Source organism: Granulicella aggregans (assembly GCF_014203275.1).
Classification (GTDB): Bacteria; Acidobacteriota; Terriglobia; order Terriglobales; family Acidobacteriaceae; genus Edaphobacter.
In genome coordinates this window covers 841067-854690 of sequence record NZ_JACHIP010000003.1, presented here as the reverse complement: position 1 = coordinate 854690, position 13624 = coordinate 841067, and the positions used below count along the sequence as shown (strand labels likewise).

9 protein-coding genes are annotated in these 13624 nt (G+C 56.2%); 4 read left to right on the top strand and 5 right to left on the bottom strand.

The features are described 5' to 3' along the window. Positions 1 to 1018: 1018 nt before the first annotated feature. The 4 genes from HDF16_RS13655 to HDF16_RS13640 all read right to left on the bottom strand — a co-directional run bounded on the left by HDF16_RS13655 (position 1019) and on the right by HDF16_RS13640 (position 4085). Complete coding sequence (locus HDF16_RS13655; RefSeq protein WP_184217366.1) at positions 1019 to 1246, bottom strand: hypothetical protein; 228 nt, start codon at positions 1244 to 1246, stop codon at positions 1019 to 1021. A 717-nt stretch (positions 1247 to 1963) separates the two neighbouring features. Next, the gene (locus tag HDF16_RS13650; RefSeq protein WP_281383462.1) at positions 1964 to 2170 is read right to left on the bottom strand and encodes an ATP-binding protein; all 207 of its coding nucleotides are present in this window, start codon (positions 2168 to 2170) and stop codon (positions 1964 to 1966) included. Positions 2171 to 2187: 17 nt separating this feature from the next. Beyond that, positions 2188 to 3213 carry an AraC family transcriptional regulator gene (locus HDF16_RS13645; RefSeq protein WP_184217364.1) on the bottom strand — a complete coding sequence of 342 codons (1026 nt, stop codon included), beginning with the start codon at positions 3211 to 3213 and terminating at the stop codon, positions 2188 to 2190. 41 nt (positions 3214 to 3254) lie between these two features. Beyond that, a complete protein-coding gene (locus HDF16_RS13640; RefSeq protein ID WP_184217361.1) occupies positions 3255 to 4085 on the bottom strand; it encodes an SDR family oxidoreductase in 831 nt (276 codons plus the stop codon). A gap of 318 nt (positions 4086 to 4403) precedes the next feature. Here HDF16_RS13640 and HDF16_RS13635 point away from each other — a divergent pair, with 318 nt between their 5' ends. Together HDF16_RS13635 and HDF16_RS13630 are read left to right on the top strand one after the other, a co-directional pair. Next, positions 4404 to 5099, top strand: coding sequence for a type IV toxin-antitoxin system AbiEi family antitoxin domain-containing protein (locus HDF16_RS13635; RefSeq protein ID WP_221312726.1), 696 nt, complete (start codon positions 4404 to 4406; stop codon positions 5097 to 5099). Then, complete coding sequence (locus HDF16_RS13630) at positions 5083 to 5898, top strand: nucleotidyl transferase AbiEii/AbiGii toxin family protein (RefSeq protein WP_184217357.1); 816 nt, start codon at positions 5083 to 5085, stop codon at positions 5896 to 5898. Before HDF16_RS13635 ends, HDF16_RS13630 begins: the two co-directional genes overlap by 17 nt. 678 nt (positions 5899 to 6576) lie before the next feature. On the opposite strand, the gene HDF16_RS13625 is transcribed toward HDF16_RS13630, so the two are convergent. Next, positions 6577 to 7671, bottom strand: a complete 1095-nt coding sequence (locus HDF16_RS13625; protein WP_184217355.1) for a LacI family DNA-binding transcriptional regulator — start codon at positions 7669 to 7671, stop codon at positions 6577 to 6579. Positions 7672 to 7976: 305 nt separating this feature from the next. On the opposite strand from HDF16_RS13625, the gene HDF16_RS13620 reads away from it, so the two are divergent. Together HDF16_RS13620 and HDF16_RS13615 are read left to right on the top strand one after the other, a co-directional pair. Then, positions 7977 to 11546, top strand: coding sequence for a TonB-dependent receptor (locus tag HDF16_RS13620; RefSeq protein ID WP_246409060.1), 3570 nt, complete (start codon positions 7977 to 7979; stop codon positions 11544 to 11546). 80 nt (positions 11547 to 11626) lie between these two features. Further along, complete coding sequence (locus tag HDF16_RS13615) at positions 11627 to 13609, top strand: family 16 glycoside hydrolase (protein ID WP_184217353.1); 1983 nt, start codon at positions 11627 to 11629, stop codon at positions 13607 to 13609. Positions 13610 to 13624 lie beyond the last annotated feature (15 nt).

Here is a 13624-nt window from a genome sequence, read left to right as displayed (position 1 = left end):
CGCTGGCGGCCCGAACATCGCGCTGCTGCAAGTCGAGCGGTAGGCTCGAACAGACGATAAGCAAGTCGGGCCGTTTTGCCCGGATCAAATCGACCATGATTGATCCGTTCAAGACTGTCTCCGCAGCGATACCGTCCAACGAAAGTATCCGACGGCGCGTTTCTAAGAGGGTCGGGTCGGCTCCGTGAATCAGAACTCGTTTAGACATATGGTCCCTCGATTGGCCGCTAGGCATCGCCCGATTCTATGGGTGAACAAACGAATTGGTGCGTCCGGCATAGTACACAACGCCAAAGAACTATTCACCCGAGTGGAAACTCCAGCCTCACCATCAAAAAGTGCAGGAGACTTCAATACATTTACCCCAAAATGGCCGCCGGCCTCGACACTTGTTCTTCGGCGCTTGTCATGTAGCCGTCGTTTCTCCACGAGTCGACATCCAGCACGCTGTCCGCGAATGAGAAAGAGAGCTTGACACTCAGGGCAACTGTTCAAAGGAGGCTGCGTGTCAAGCTCGGAATCGCAGAATGTTGCGCAATGAATCAGTGAGAAGAGACTAATGCCGTCGGCGAAGATAACCCATCCCACTTCGGGGCGACTCTCTGCAACCTTCTATCTCAGAGTCTGCTAGATGTGCCATCGAGACGGGCGACCTCCTACCATTAGTGCCGCGCAGACCGATAGGCTTTTCGGTCGCAGCTAGTGCAACGCCAAGGGAAGAGGTTGAGCGCTCGCATAATTGCGTCTATCCAGCCTCTCCGTTGCTGTCGTATGAGCGCGCCGCCTTTGCATGAGCAATTCATCGCCATCATCCTATCCGTGCAGGTTCGAGACCGGCAAGCCGTGCTTCCTTGGATGCAATCTAGAAATTGCACTCTCGTCTAGGTGGTTTGACCGCATGGATTATGTCGCCTATCAGCGAAATTTCGATAAGCTAGAGCAGAAGGCGAAGACCTTCACCTCTCACACAATGGCTTCTCATCGGCCACTCTTCGGGGTGGCCACTTTTCTGCAAACTTTAGCCAGCCTGAGCGTTTTCGTTGCAGTTGTCGCAACCGCCGTAATGTTCCGCCATTGCCATGTACGCCGCCGTTAGCTCCGTGAGCCGGTCGCCAGGCTCTTCGGTGCCGAGGCGGTAGACGGCCTCTCCAGCGGATATGAGGAAAGCCTGGGCGAGTTCCATACCTTTGTCGCAAGCTGGTATCTCGTCCATGTTCCAAAGCTTGAGGAGGGCTTCACGGTGCATCCGCCGATTCTAGTCCTAGAGGTAGGAGTCTCGGAGCGCAAGTCGAACTTGGCAGCGTCAGTTGGGGAGAGATGGCACGGAGAGGTACTTCAGGTGTTGCGCAAAACCGTTTGAGGCACAGCAACTCTTTGGCCGGTTTCGCCCAAAACTGCGAGCCCGGACAGTAGCAGCGTAAGTTGTTCGTAGGGAATTCCGTCCAAGGCACTTTCGACTAGTGAGAGTTCATCATAGAGTTCGGCAAGATGCGAATACCTGCCTCCACTGTCGGATGAAGTATCCGCGCCACCTTCGGATGCGAGTAAGGCAATAAGTTGCTTTCGTTGTGTTGCAAGAAAGATTGCATGAGCCCTTGTCATTGGGAAACCCTAGCATCCTCAAATAAGCACCCACGACCAAAAACAAGGTTTAGTGGAATCCGTCGTAACTGGCGAGAGGTATCTGTCGGATCAAGTTTCGAGTACCGGCGAACCATCGAAGAAGCGCGGCTTTGGTGACAACGTTTGCGATCGTGATCTAGCAGCCGAACTTTAGCCGGTGGTATTGATCTGGCGTGAGGTTCAAGACGACCGGTGTCAAGGGCGGAGTAAAACCAGACCAACGTTGCGGAGTAAAAGTAGGCCAGTATTTGGCAGTCAGGTTGTTGAGTATCGGGGGAGAAGGGCCGCTGGAGCGTAGCGGAAGCGGCCCTTCTCCCCCGAGGCGCGTTCGGGGGTAGAGTCAGCGTTCGGAAGATGGGGGACGCTTGCGGCGGCTCTGCTTGAGGCGATAGCTGTCGCCGTTCATCTCCAGGATGTGGACGTGGTGGGTAAGGCGGTCGAGCAAGGCTCCGGTCAGCCGTTCCGAGCCGAGGATCTCGGTCCACTCTTGAAACGGCAGGTTCGAAGTGATCAGAGTCGATCCGCGTTCGTATCGCTGGCTGAGCATCTCGAAGTCTTTTAAGGTCAGTTGGGCCGAGAGCTGCTGGACGGGGTGGCTCGCTGGGCCTCGCGCCAATTCTTCGGCGGCATTCCCTCCCAGGCGCGGAAGGCCCGTGCGAAAGAGTTAGCATCTTCATAGCCCAGAAGATATGCAGCTTCTGCAAGTTCGAGTACCGAATTGCTGAGGTAGTACCGGGCCATCTGGTGCCTGGCATCGTCAAGAACCCGTTGATAGCTGGAGCCTGAATCCTGAAGACGCCGCTGAAGTGTGCGGGAGCTCATGTGCAGGTCCTTTGCAACGTCGTCCACCACTGGACGGTGCCCGGTAAGCCTCTGCTGAATCGTGCCGCGCACCAGGTCGATGAAGTGGTCTTCGTCCGCAGTTCGTGTCTTCAGCTCCTGATCGAATTGAGGCGCGAGCATCTCCAGGAGCTCTGCATTCCGTGTCACAAACGGGATGGCTGCATCCTCGGCGCGGAAGATAATTGCGTTGCGCGACGCGCCACAGATCACGGGGCAGCCGAAGTGCTTTTCCAACGCCTTCGTGTGGCTTCGTGGCTGTACCAACTCAACGCGAAGCGGTTTGATCCGGGTTCCTGTGCCTTCCCGCGCGATGGTGAGCACCCATGCGAAGCAATGCTCGACAAGCACCGCAGGTTCGATATCAACAGCAAGCGTCCACCGGAACTGGATGGCCCACTCGTCCTCGACCGCCTCATGCAGGATCTCTTCCGGGGCAGCGAGCCGCTTGTATCTGGCCATGTGTTTGATTGCCGTGCCAAAGCTCTCCGTCGAGAGAGCTGCCAGCCCCATGGGGTGGAAGCGTGCGATGCTGCTCTCTGTCCCAAGGCGCACGCCGATAGACGCGTCCTTGCTGACCTCGCCAATGGCAGTCCAAAGCGCGAAGAGTTCTTCCGTGGAAACGAGGATACGGGTTTGATCGAAGAGGTTCTGCGACAGCCCCGCCCTGCGCAGCACTGCAGGAACAAGGATGCCCGCCTCTTCCAACCTCAACCGAAGACTACCTGGTACGCGAAAGTGTTTGACCATTGTCGTCTCAGCTTTCAAGAGAGATATGTTGTGATGGCCTGTTACGGTGTTGGCAGGAGACCGGCGAGCATTGCAGCAATGACACCGCCGTCAATCAGCAGGTCGGTCCCAGTGATGAAGCCTGCATCTGGGCCAAGGAGATAGTTTGCTGCAACGGCGATCTCATCGGGCGAAGCCATCCGCTTCGCGGGCGACGCCTCAATCATGGCGCGGTACATATCGCCGATCGGCGAGTTCAACTCATGCTGTGCAAGAGGAGTCGAGACGATTCCTGGGCTGATGGAGTTCACGCGAGCGCCACGCTTTCCCCAGCTAATGCTGGATGCCTGTACACGCAGGTGGTTTGCCCGTTTGGAGAGGATGTACGCAACCATCGAATTCGGAACCGCTTCCGCGCTGAGGAACGGCAGCGTTAGCAATTCATCTGCCGGTGTAAACGCCAGGGCGTGGTCCTGCTCCTTCGGCAGCGCCGGGGACATATAGCCTGCCATGCTGGAAACAAGCAGCGCCGACCCGCCGGGAGCGATCACATGTTCGAACTCTTCGAAGACAACTGCGCTCCCGTATAAGTCCACGGCCAGCACGCGGTCGGGAGGTGCCATGTTCGGCGAAACCCCGGCCGTATTGACGACATTGATTACGCTTCCGAGGGAGACCGCCATATCGGCAAGAGCACGCACGGACTTGCGGGACGAAACATCGACCTTCAGCGGGGAAACCTTGTAACTCGCCACCTCAAGTTCTTTTACAGCGACCGCTAACAACGGCTCGTTGAAGTCCGCTAAAAGAATGTGTCTGCCAAAGCCCTGACGACGGGCGATTGCCATCCCAATGCCACCAGCACCGATGACTACAACCACTTCAGTGTTCATAGACTTTCTCCTATGGATCGCCGACTCGCTTCCAAACCTTTCAGGGGTCGAGCTCCGTTCGCAATCAATATGTTTTAAGCTAGGTTTCGGAGATGATGGCTGCCAAGCAAAGCACGCCAATTACCCTGCAGAGGGCGCCAATCCCTGAAAGGTGTATCTTTCGGAGGAGGAACGCCGGGAAGTGAGCGCCGAGCTTAAGTGCAGGCGATACCTGGCGGCCGATAGGCCTCGCAAAGAAATCACTAAAGCCGGTGATCTCGGCCGTAGCGTTTCTCCATTGACTCGAAATCGCCGAGTTACTCACTGAGCAATCTGAGCATGTCAGTATCATTCAACAATGGAACGATATTGACAGAGCTAGCGCGCTGGGAGCAAAATCAATTAATGCCGCGCACCCGCATGGATGAACTGTTTGCACTTGCCGAAGAGCATGATGGGCTGCTCACGTCGAAAGAGGCGCGCGCCGCCGGCATACAAGATTCCGTTTTGGTTCGTCTGGCGCAGCGTGGCCGATTGGAGCGCATGACTAGGGGGGTCTATCGGATTGCTCATTACCCGTCAGACCGTCTCGCTCAATACCGCGAGGCCGTCCTGTGGGCTAAGGCCAGCCAAGGGCCAGAGGACATCGCCCTCTCGCATGAGACGGCATTGCTACTCTACGGTATCTCCGATGCAAACCCACCGCGCGTAAATCTTACCGTTCCCACCTCAGCAAGATTGCGTCGGAAGTGCCCGGAGTGGGTAGCGATCCATAGAGCCAATCTTTCTCCCCAGGACATCGGGGAACATGAAGGTCTCCCCGTTACCACGCTGAGCCGCAGCATCTTGGACGTACTCTCGGCCACACACCGAACCGATGTTGCCCGGCAGTCCGTTAGCGCCGCGCTCCGCGAGGGGCTACTCAACAACGCGGAGGCAAGCAGCCTTCGGAGATCCATTACTCGTACTTCATCTATCCCCTCACCATCGACGAACGGAAAGTCGGTGAAGGTGCATCATGCCGCAGCCAGTTGAACGCCTCGAAAAGACACTAGCTCGGGTCGCCAAGGAACAGGGAGTCGCGCAGGAGCGTCTTCGCCGCTGGGTTACGTTCCTGGCGCTTTGCGGCGTTCTTGAACGAGCGGTGAGCGAAGGTATTCTCGACAGCTACGACCTGAAAGGCGGCGTCGCTCTTGAACTCAGATTCGCCGAGGGAGCACGAGCGACAAAGGACATCGACATCGGTGTACCGGCCGAACGGACTAAGCGGCTACGGGCATTTCAGGATGCCGTCGCGCTCAGCTTCGATGACTTCACCTTTCGTTTGAAAGGGAAGCCCTTGAACATCGACAAGGTGGACGCGGTTCGACTGGAACTCGCCATCCGATACCGAACCCGCGCGTGGCAAACCATCGACGTTGATTTGGGACCATCTGGACGGGGCGCGGTGGAATTTGTCGTGCCAACAATTCAAGGACTTGCCGCGATGGGATTGCGCGTCCCATCTCCGATCCGCTGCCTCAATCTGAGCGAACAAATCGCTCAAAAACTTCACGCCTGCACGGGGCCGTACTCTGCGGGCCGCGCCCGCGACGTTCTCGACATTCTGTTGATCGACATGCTCGGCAAGTTGGATGCGAAGAAAGTACAAGCGGCGGCGGAACAGGTGTTCAAGGAACGCGCTACCCATGGCTTTCCGCCGACTGTTCAGCTCGCAGCGGAGTGGAAGCCGGAGCTCGAAGTGCTGGCGAAGGAGCTGGGCTATTCGACAACTTCGGCCACTGAGATTGAGTCACGGTTCAGTGTCTTCGTAGACTTGCTGGCGAAAGCATAGGAGTGATTCCGTCCACGCTCGCTTCGGCGGATTGCACACGGCTATTCTGACGAGGCCCCACGAAGAGCAGTAGACCGGGATACACATCCTTAATTTGCGTTTGGGGAAAGGTTTGGGGAAAAATGTGGAAAAGACCGTAACCCCTGTACTATCAAAGCCAGTGGTTCCCTGGGGGGCAACCAGCGCATATAAATCTCTTATAATCAAGAACATAAAACCCAAGCGGGCATTCTCGTTGAGACGTTTATGGTCCCAGATTCTGCAAAATGCCAGTGTTTTATCGATTTTCGCTTAATCTTTTCAACCGTTTGCACATTAGGTAGAAGTGCAGGATAGCCGCTGCAAGACCCCTAGCTAATGCTAACTGTGGGGAATAGTGTAGGGAACGGTCGAAGAGAATGTGGGCAATGGATGTGGCCCCAGATGCCTCACTAGACCTGTCTGCCCAGGTGGATGGTGCAACGCTTTATGTCAGTAAGGCTCTTCGTGAAGAGCGGCACCAGGTCCCAGCGGGCCAAATCAACTCGCACTCTCCGGTCTGGCGGCTTTGCCGAATGACAGCTTGATCGGTTGACGGCGCGATGTTGTAATCCTCGGCCGAGAGCGCTAGATGATCCAGATGACACAAGGCCATCGACAGAGTAATGATCGCCCTATTTGTTCAGAGGATGGTGAGTGCTAGAAGCTTACTCCGCGGGATATTTGGCGTTCCGTGACGTGATCTAGAAAAAGCGGGAGATTGCTTCGCAGAATGATGTGCGGAGCAAGTCGCGTGACTGGATTGAGCAACGTACCTTCAAGCAGGTAGCTAGTGATCGTTTCCAGGGCGATCTTGGCCTGCGTCTGGGGCCGCTGATACAGCGTAGCGAGTACATCTCCGGACTCGATATAGGGCAGCAGGGCATTGAAGAGATCGGTTGTTACGATCTGGATCTTGCCAGCCATTCTATGTTCGCGCACTGCCTCGAGGACAGGAATACTGTTGGCCGTGCTGAGATAGAGGCCGACAGGACGAGGCCTCCGTTTCAAGAGAGCGACGGTCTGACGGTACGCTTCCTCTGCTCGATCGTGCGATTCGACCGCAGTGAGCAGAGTCAAATGCGGTGCTAGCGTTGCGAGTGTCGCAGCAAATCCTCGCAGCTTGTCTGCGTGGTCGAGGGTTGTCAGGTCGCCTGTAATCGTCGCAACCGAACCGTTTGGCAGTGTTCTTGCAAGCAATTCTGCCGCGATCGAACCACTCGTATAGGCATCGACCGCGACGGATGCCAGTCGCTCACTGCGTGGGGCATCGCTGGCGACACAAATAATCGCTGTCCCAGATCGCGCGATACTCGTCAGCAACGCATCGACGCGTGCTGGGTTGCCGGGGGTGACGATCAGCGCATCGTAGCGCTGGTCGCTGGGCCTCCCCAGTACTCTCGTGAGCAGTTCGACGTCGCCGTGACCCAAGCGCGGATACTCTTCGAAGTCCAACGCTATCTGGAACCCCCGCGAAGCCGTCGCAGCACTGCGTATTGCCGATCTAAGAGGATCGAAGAACGAAGCAATCTGCTTCGGCAATTGCACGCCGATGCGGATGCGCCGGTTCAGCTTCAGCGCTCTTGCCGCAAGGTTTGGGCGATAGCCAAGCTCTTCGGCCATTTTCAGCACGCGCGCCGCGGTCTTCGCGCTAACGCCTCCGCGTCCATGAAGAGCGCGGTCCACCGTGCCATTCGAGATCGAGAGCGCCTCGGCGATCTCTCGGATTCCGGCGAGCTTAATCGAGTCCTGCATCTGGCAAGGATACAAGGGTAGGCGGAGGACGAAGGCCGAGGTTGCTCCGAAGTCCCTGTCGCAGGGTCGGTAGTGCGAAAGAGCGCGAAAAAGCGGTAACGAACACGAAGTTATCACTTGTGGGATGCGTTCCCGAAACCTAGCCAATGTCACTGCGAAAATTTGTTCAGAATTCTTATTGACAAATCCGGCTGCGAATCGCTACATTTCGTTTCGTCAAAAAACGTGTACGTACACGGTGTTTCAGATTGAACAACGAGCGTCCGGGGAATTGGGTTGAGAGTGGCGATTTAGGGGAGAAGAAAATGGCGATTGATGCAGGCCGGCCCATCGAAAAGGGCTTTCAGTTCAACCGAACTTCTACCGAGCGCAAGATGGGTAAGCTCATGTCCTGGGCTTGGCGGAGAATTGCTTCCGTCTTCTGGACCGTGAGCTTGTTCCTGTTGATCGGCCCAGGATGCTCTCTCTCCGCACAAACCGATCAGGGAGCCATCACTGGCACGGTGCAGGACCAGGCTGGGGCCAGTATTCCTAATGCCGCAGTCACCTTGACGAGCACTGACACTGGCCTGCTGTTGACGCGACACACCGACGAATCTGGTGTCTATGTCTTCTCGCCGATCAAAATCGGCCGCTATTCGCTAAGCGTTACGGCCCCGGGCTTCCAGACGACCAACCAGGAAAACATCCGCGTAGACATTCAGCAGCGTCTTGAAGTCAACGTCAAGCTATCGGTGGGTTCAGTCAGTCAGACGGTGCAGGTTACGGACCCACCTCCGTTGATGCAGACCGAAGATAGCTCGACCGGCCAGGTCATCGAGGCTAAAACGATCGATGCCACTCCTTTGAATGGACGCAATTGGGTCTTCATCGCACAGCTGACCGCTGGAGTCGACGGATCAAACGGGGCACGCGGGCAGGGCAAAGGCGATTTCAACGCCAACGGACAACGAGCCGAACAGAATAATTTCATCCTCGACGGAGTGGACAATAACACCAACGTCGTCGACTTCCTCAACGGGGCCAGCTTCGTGGTGCGGCCTCCACCTGATGCACTTGCGGAGTTCAAGGTCCAGACGGGCGCCTACAGCGCAGAGTTCGGTCACTCTGCGGGGGCTGTGGTTAATGCCAGCATCAAGTCCGGCACCAACAAGATCCACGGTGATCTGTGGGAGTATTTCCGGAATGATGTGCTGGACGCGCGCGACTACTTTGCGCCAGCAGTCCCCAAGTACCGGCAGAACCAGTTCGGCGCTACGCTTGGTTTTCCAGTCCTTAAAGACAAGCTCTTTCTTTTCGGGGATGTGGAGGCAAACCGCATCATATTTGGTCAACAAAACATCTACACGGTACCCACGCCTCTGATGCGCCAGGGCAATTTCACAGAGCTTCTGAATACCTCTCTGACCGGGCAAGCGCCAGTTACGCTCTACCGCCCTGGTTCTGGAGGGGCAACGCTCCAGAACTGCGACGGACAGCAGAACGTGCTCTGCGCAGACCAAATCAGTGCTGTGGCGCAAAAGCTGCTTAATCTTTATCCGTTGCCCAATACGAACGGCGCGAACACCTATAACAATCTCAATGTGCTGCGCAATGTCGCCGATAACACCTTTCAATTCGATGTACGTGCCGATTGGAACATTCGTCAGCGTGACCAGACATTCGCTCGATTCAGTTATTTGAATGAGCCGGTGAATTACCCTGCTCCACTCGGGCCGGTCCTCGATGGCGGCAGCTATGGCAGCACAGGTACGACCAAGAATCTCGGTGAGAACTTTGCTATGAGCGAGACCCACAGCTTCTCCGATACGCTCATCAATGAGTTCCGCTTCGGTTACAACTACGGCCATTTTTCTGATCTGCAAGAAGGCGCGAATACAGATACCGCCGCCGCGGTTGGTCTCGGCGGCATTCCCTATGCGCCGCTCAACGGCGGTTTGCCCTTCACGAGTATCACGGGCATTGCAAACTTCGGAGGTCCGGAGTTCTATGCTGCAAACGAGTACGAGAACGTCTTTCAAATCCTCGACAATCTCACGAAGGTCGCTGGAAACCACACCTTGAAGGGCGGCGTAAACTTCCAGCACATCCGTTTCTATACGCTGGCACCCATCAATGCGCGCGGCTCCTATGCCTTCAGTGGCAAGTTCACAGGAAAGCCAGGAACGAGCTTTACGGGTAGCGGTGTCGCCGACTTCCTTACCGATCAGATCGATTCGGCCGGCATCTCCAATTTTGCCGGCGTTGATCAGGTTCGCTGGGCTCGTTCCGCGTACTTCCAGGACGATTGGAAGGTCACTCCGTCCCTTACTTTGAACATGGGTGTCCGGTATGAGTACCAACAGCCCATCTTCGAGCGTCATCAGCGCCAGGCTCGCTTCGATGTGACTGGACAGACTGGACCCGGTATAGGAACTGGAGACTTCATACTCCCCAGCGTGAACCGAAGCATCCAGTTTCCGGACACCTTCCTCAATCTACTGTCCAGTAGCAACGTCACCTTGCAATATACGAACAACAATTCGCTGGTAGACGCGCAGCACCTCAACTTCGCTCCACGTGTCGGGTTAGCCTACAAAGTGCGAGACAGCCTTGTTGCGCGTGCCGGATTCGGTATCTTCTTTGGAGGTCTCGAAAGTCAGGGTGGATCACCGAATCTTGGCTTCAACTATCCATTCCAGTTTTCATCAAACTTCAACAGCGGGAACTGCGATCCCAACGATTGTCCTACGAATGGGCTCAACCTCGAGACCGGCTTCAGTAGTCAGATCGCGGCGGGCCTGGTCAACGCGGTGCAAAGTCCGTCTCTCGTTGGTACGCAGCAGAACCAGAAGACCGCTTACAGTGAGCAGTTCAACCTTACGATGGAGTACGCCCTGTCTCACGATCTGGTTGCGACTGCCGGTTATGTTGGATCGCTGTCGCGTCACCTGGCAACGGCCTATGATCGGAACGGCCCAGAAGCGCTCATCGCTCCTAACCTCAACTCAAACACGGTACGTGCCTTCCCCCTGCTCAACGGTGTCGAGTACACCGTCTACGAAGGCTCAAGTAACTACAACTCCTTCCAAGGCAAGCTCGACAAACGCTACTCCCACGGCCTGAACCTGCTGGCAACCTACACCTATTCGCACTCTCTCGACGACGCCCCCACTCAGTTAGGTAGCAACGGAGATGGCGGTTTCCGGAATCCGAACCTGGTCGGCATCGGGGCCGACTACAGCAATTCTCCCTGGGACACTAGGCATCGCATCACTTTCAACGGCACGTATGAGCTTCCTTTCGGACATGGCAAACCTTATCTGAATAAAGGCTCAACGTTGAACTACATCGCTGGTGGCTGGTCGAGCACACTCGTCTTCCGTGCGCAGACGGGCCAACCGTACACCGTCAACGGCAACAACTCCGCCGTCAATGGAGCCAGCTCCCACGCCATCCAGGTGCGCGACCCCTTCAAGGCCGGTGGTAGTCCTGATCCGACCAATCCGGAGATCACCTGCCCGACCAAGGTGCGCACTGTCGCTAACTGGTATAACCCTTGCGCCTTCGCCAACCCGCCCAACGGAAACCTCATCACCGGTAATCAGCAGATCACCGGCTTTGCCGCGCTCGCTTATCTAGGAGGTAAAAGAAATCAGGCGTATGGTCCTGGCTATGAGCGAATCGATATGTCTATCTTCAAGGTCTTCCCTGTGTATCGCGAAACGACCATCCAGTTCCGTACTGACGTATTCAACGTATTGAATACGCCGGCCTATGGCACGCGGAACGGCGGTGTTGGAGACAATGGCGGCCAGATCACCTCGTCTCGATCGCTGCAAAGCAACAGTCCTGACGCGCGCTTCGTTCAGTTTGCAATGAAGTTTATCTTTTGATCTCCAATGGCGGGAAGCATCCTGTCTTCCCGCCATTCTTTTTTGAAAATTCAGCGAGCATCCAAAAGGTAAGGTGTGCCATGCGAGTACGTCAGAATCTGTTCGGCCTTGTGGCTTTGATTTGCATTGCGGTATCCCCCTGTTCAGTCGCACCGGTGTGGTCGCAGCAATCTGTCATCGTCGATGGAACCAGCAAAGGCCGCGTCTTCGAAGGTATCGGAGCCCTCAGCGCAGGGGCTTCTTCACGTCTGCTTGTCGACTACCCGGAACCGCAGAGAAGCCAGATACTCGACTATCTCTTCAAGCTTGGCTACGGCGCCTCGCTACAGCATCTCAAGGTCGAGGTCGGCGGAGATGTGAACTCGACCGATGGATCTGAGCCGAGTCATATGCGTTCTCGTACGGATCGAGACTACACTCGCGGCTATGAGTGGTGGTTGATGCTCGAAGCGAGAAAGCGCAATCCCAAGATCATCCTTGACACACTGCCGTGGGGTGCTCCAGGGTGGATCGGGAACGGGAAACTCTACTCGCCGGATATGGCGCAGTACATGGCCGACTTCATCGCCGGCGCCAAGACGAAATATGGGCTCGACATCGCGTACACGGGCAGTTGGAATGAGCGCAAGTACGATGCCGCCTACGTGAAGGAGCTGCGCCGAGCCCTCGATGCTGCACACCTCGAGACCAAGATCGTCTGCTGCGACCAGGACGAGACGAAAGATGGAGAACAATGGGAGGTCGCGAAAGCGATGCAGAGCGATCCTGAACTGCGAGAAGCGGTTGCCGCGATCGGATCCCATTATCCCCAGGACAACGGCAAGCTCAACACGACGGAAGCCGCGCGAAACTCCGGGAAACCTCTGTGGTCTAGCGAAGATCAGCCCAACCCTGGGAGCGGACCGATCCTGCAGCGTACTTGGAACCCAGGCGGCCGGATTCTTGCTACGGTCTACAACCGAAACTACCTGGAGGGTGCCCTGACCAAGACTGAAATCTGGAGTCCAATCACCTCTTACTACGACATTCTTGCCGCGCCAAACTCGGGCCTCATGTATGCGAATACTCCATGGTCGGGCCACTATGATGTGCAATCGACAATCTGGGTGACCGCGCATACGACCCAGTTTGCGCAGCCAGGCTGGCAATATCTCGACACGGGTTCCGGAACGCTCTCTGGCAAGGGGAGCTTCGTTACGCTGAGGTCAACTGATGGAAAAAACTGGAGCACCGTGCTCGAAACAATTGCCGCGACAAAACCACAGCAGGTGCGCTTCGAACTCAAGAATGGTCTTTCGACTGGAGTTGTACACATCTGGCAGACCAATCGCTCTAAGTCGTTCGAGCATGTTGCAGATGTGCCAGTGACGAATGGTGTCTACGAATATAAGTTCGATCCGGACTCTCTCTATTCGCTGACCACCACCACCGGGCAACATAAGGGAACAGCACAGCCGCCCGCGCCCGCAGCCTTTCCCATGCCTTACGGTGATGACTTTGAGGGCACGCCGCTTGCGCGTGCACCGAAGTATCTTTCAGATCAGGATGGAGCCTTCGAAGTGCATCCATGCACAGGCAGGGCAGGGAAGTGCCTTGAGCAGGTCATCACCGAGAAGCCCATTCCCTGGTCGCCTCTTCCGGACCCCTTCACGCTGGCAGGCGATGTCGTCTGGCGCGACTACACCGTCTCCGTGGATGCCCGCTTCGTCGATGATGGTCCGATCACCCTGATGGGTCGTGTCGATTCTGCGGACGTCTTTCAGGATGGCAAGGCGCTCTGGCCAAGTGGTTACATTCTCAGCCTCTTTGAGAATGGCCGCTGGCAATTGAACTCCTCTATCTACAAAAAGCCCACTCACGCCCTTGCGGCTGGCAAGATCGGCTTTCCGTCGAAGCAATGGCAGCATCTGGAACTGCACTTCTCAGGCAAGACCGTCAGTGCGACCGTGAACGGTAAACAACTTTTCTCCGCGGACGACGAAGACCACACGCGTGGTATGTTTGCCATCGGCACTGGCTGGACCAGGGCAGAGTTCGACAATCTCAAAGTCACTCCGAATTGACATCTTGAACGTCTC

Bases quoted from the DNA above. Each gene is read 5' to 3' on its own strand.
- HDF16_RS13655 (WP_184217366.1), bottom strand. From the start codon at position 1,246: ATGCACCGTGAAGCCCTCCTCAAGCTTTGGAACATGGACGAGATACCA.
- HDF16_RS13650 (WP_281383462.1), bottom strand. From the start codon at position 2,170: ATGCTCAGCCAGCGATACGAACGCGGATCGACTCTGATCACTTCGAAC.
- HDF16_RS13645 (WP_184217364.1), bottom strand. From the start codon at position 3,213: ATGGTCAAACACTTTCGCGTACCAGGTAGTCTTCGGTTGAGGTTGGAA.
- HDF16_RS13640 (WP_184217361.1), bottom strand. From the start codon at position 4,085: ATGAACACTGAAGTGGTTGTAGTCATCGGTGCTGGTGGCATTGGGATG.
- HDF16_RS13635 (WP_221312726.1), top strand. From the start codon at position 4,404: ATGTCAGTATCATTCAACAATGGAACGATATTGACAGAGCTAGCGCGC.
- HDF16_RS13630 (WP_184217357.1), top strand. From the start codon at position 5,083: ATGCCGCAGCCAGTTGAACGCCTCGAAAAGACACTAGCTCGGGTCGCC.
- HDF16_RS13625 (WP_184217355.1), bottom strand. From the start codon at position 7,671: ATGCAGGACTCGATTAAGCTCGCCGGAATCCGAGAGATCGCCGAGGCG.
- HDF16_RS13620 (WP_246409060.1), top strand. From the start codon at position 7,977: ATGGCGATTGATGCAGGCCGGCCCATCGAAAAGGGCTTTCAGTTCAAC.
- HDF16_RS13615 (WP_184217353.1), top strand. From the start codon at position 11,627: ATGCGAGTACGTCAGAATCTGTTCGGCCTTGTGGCTTTGATTTGCATT.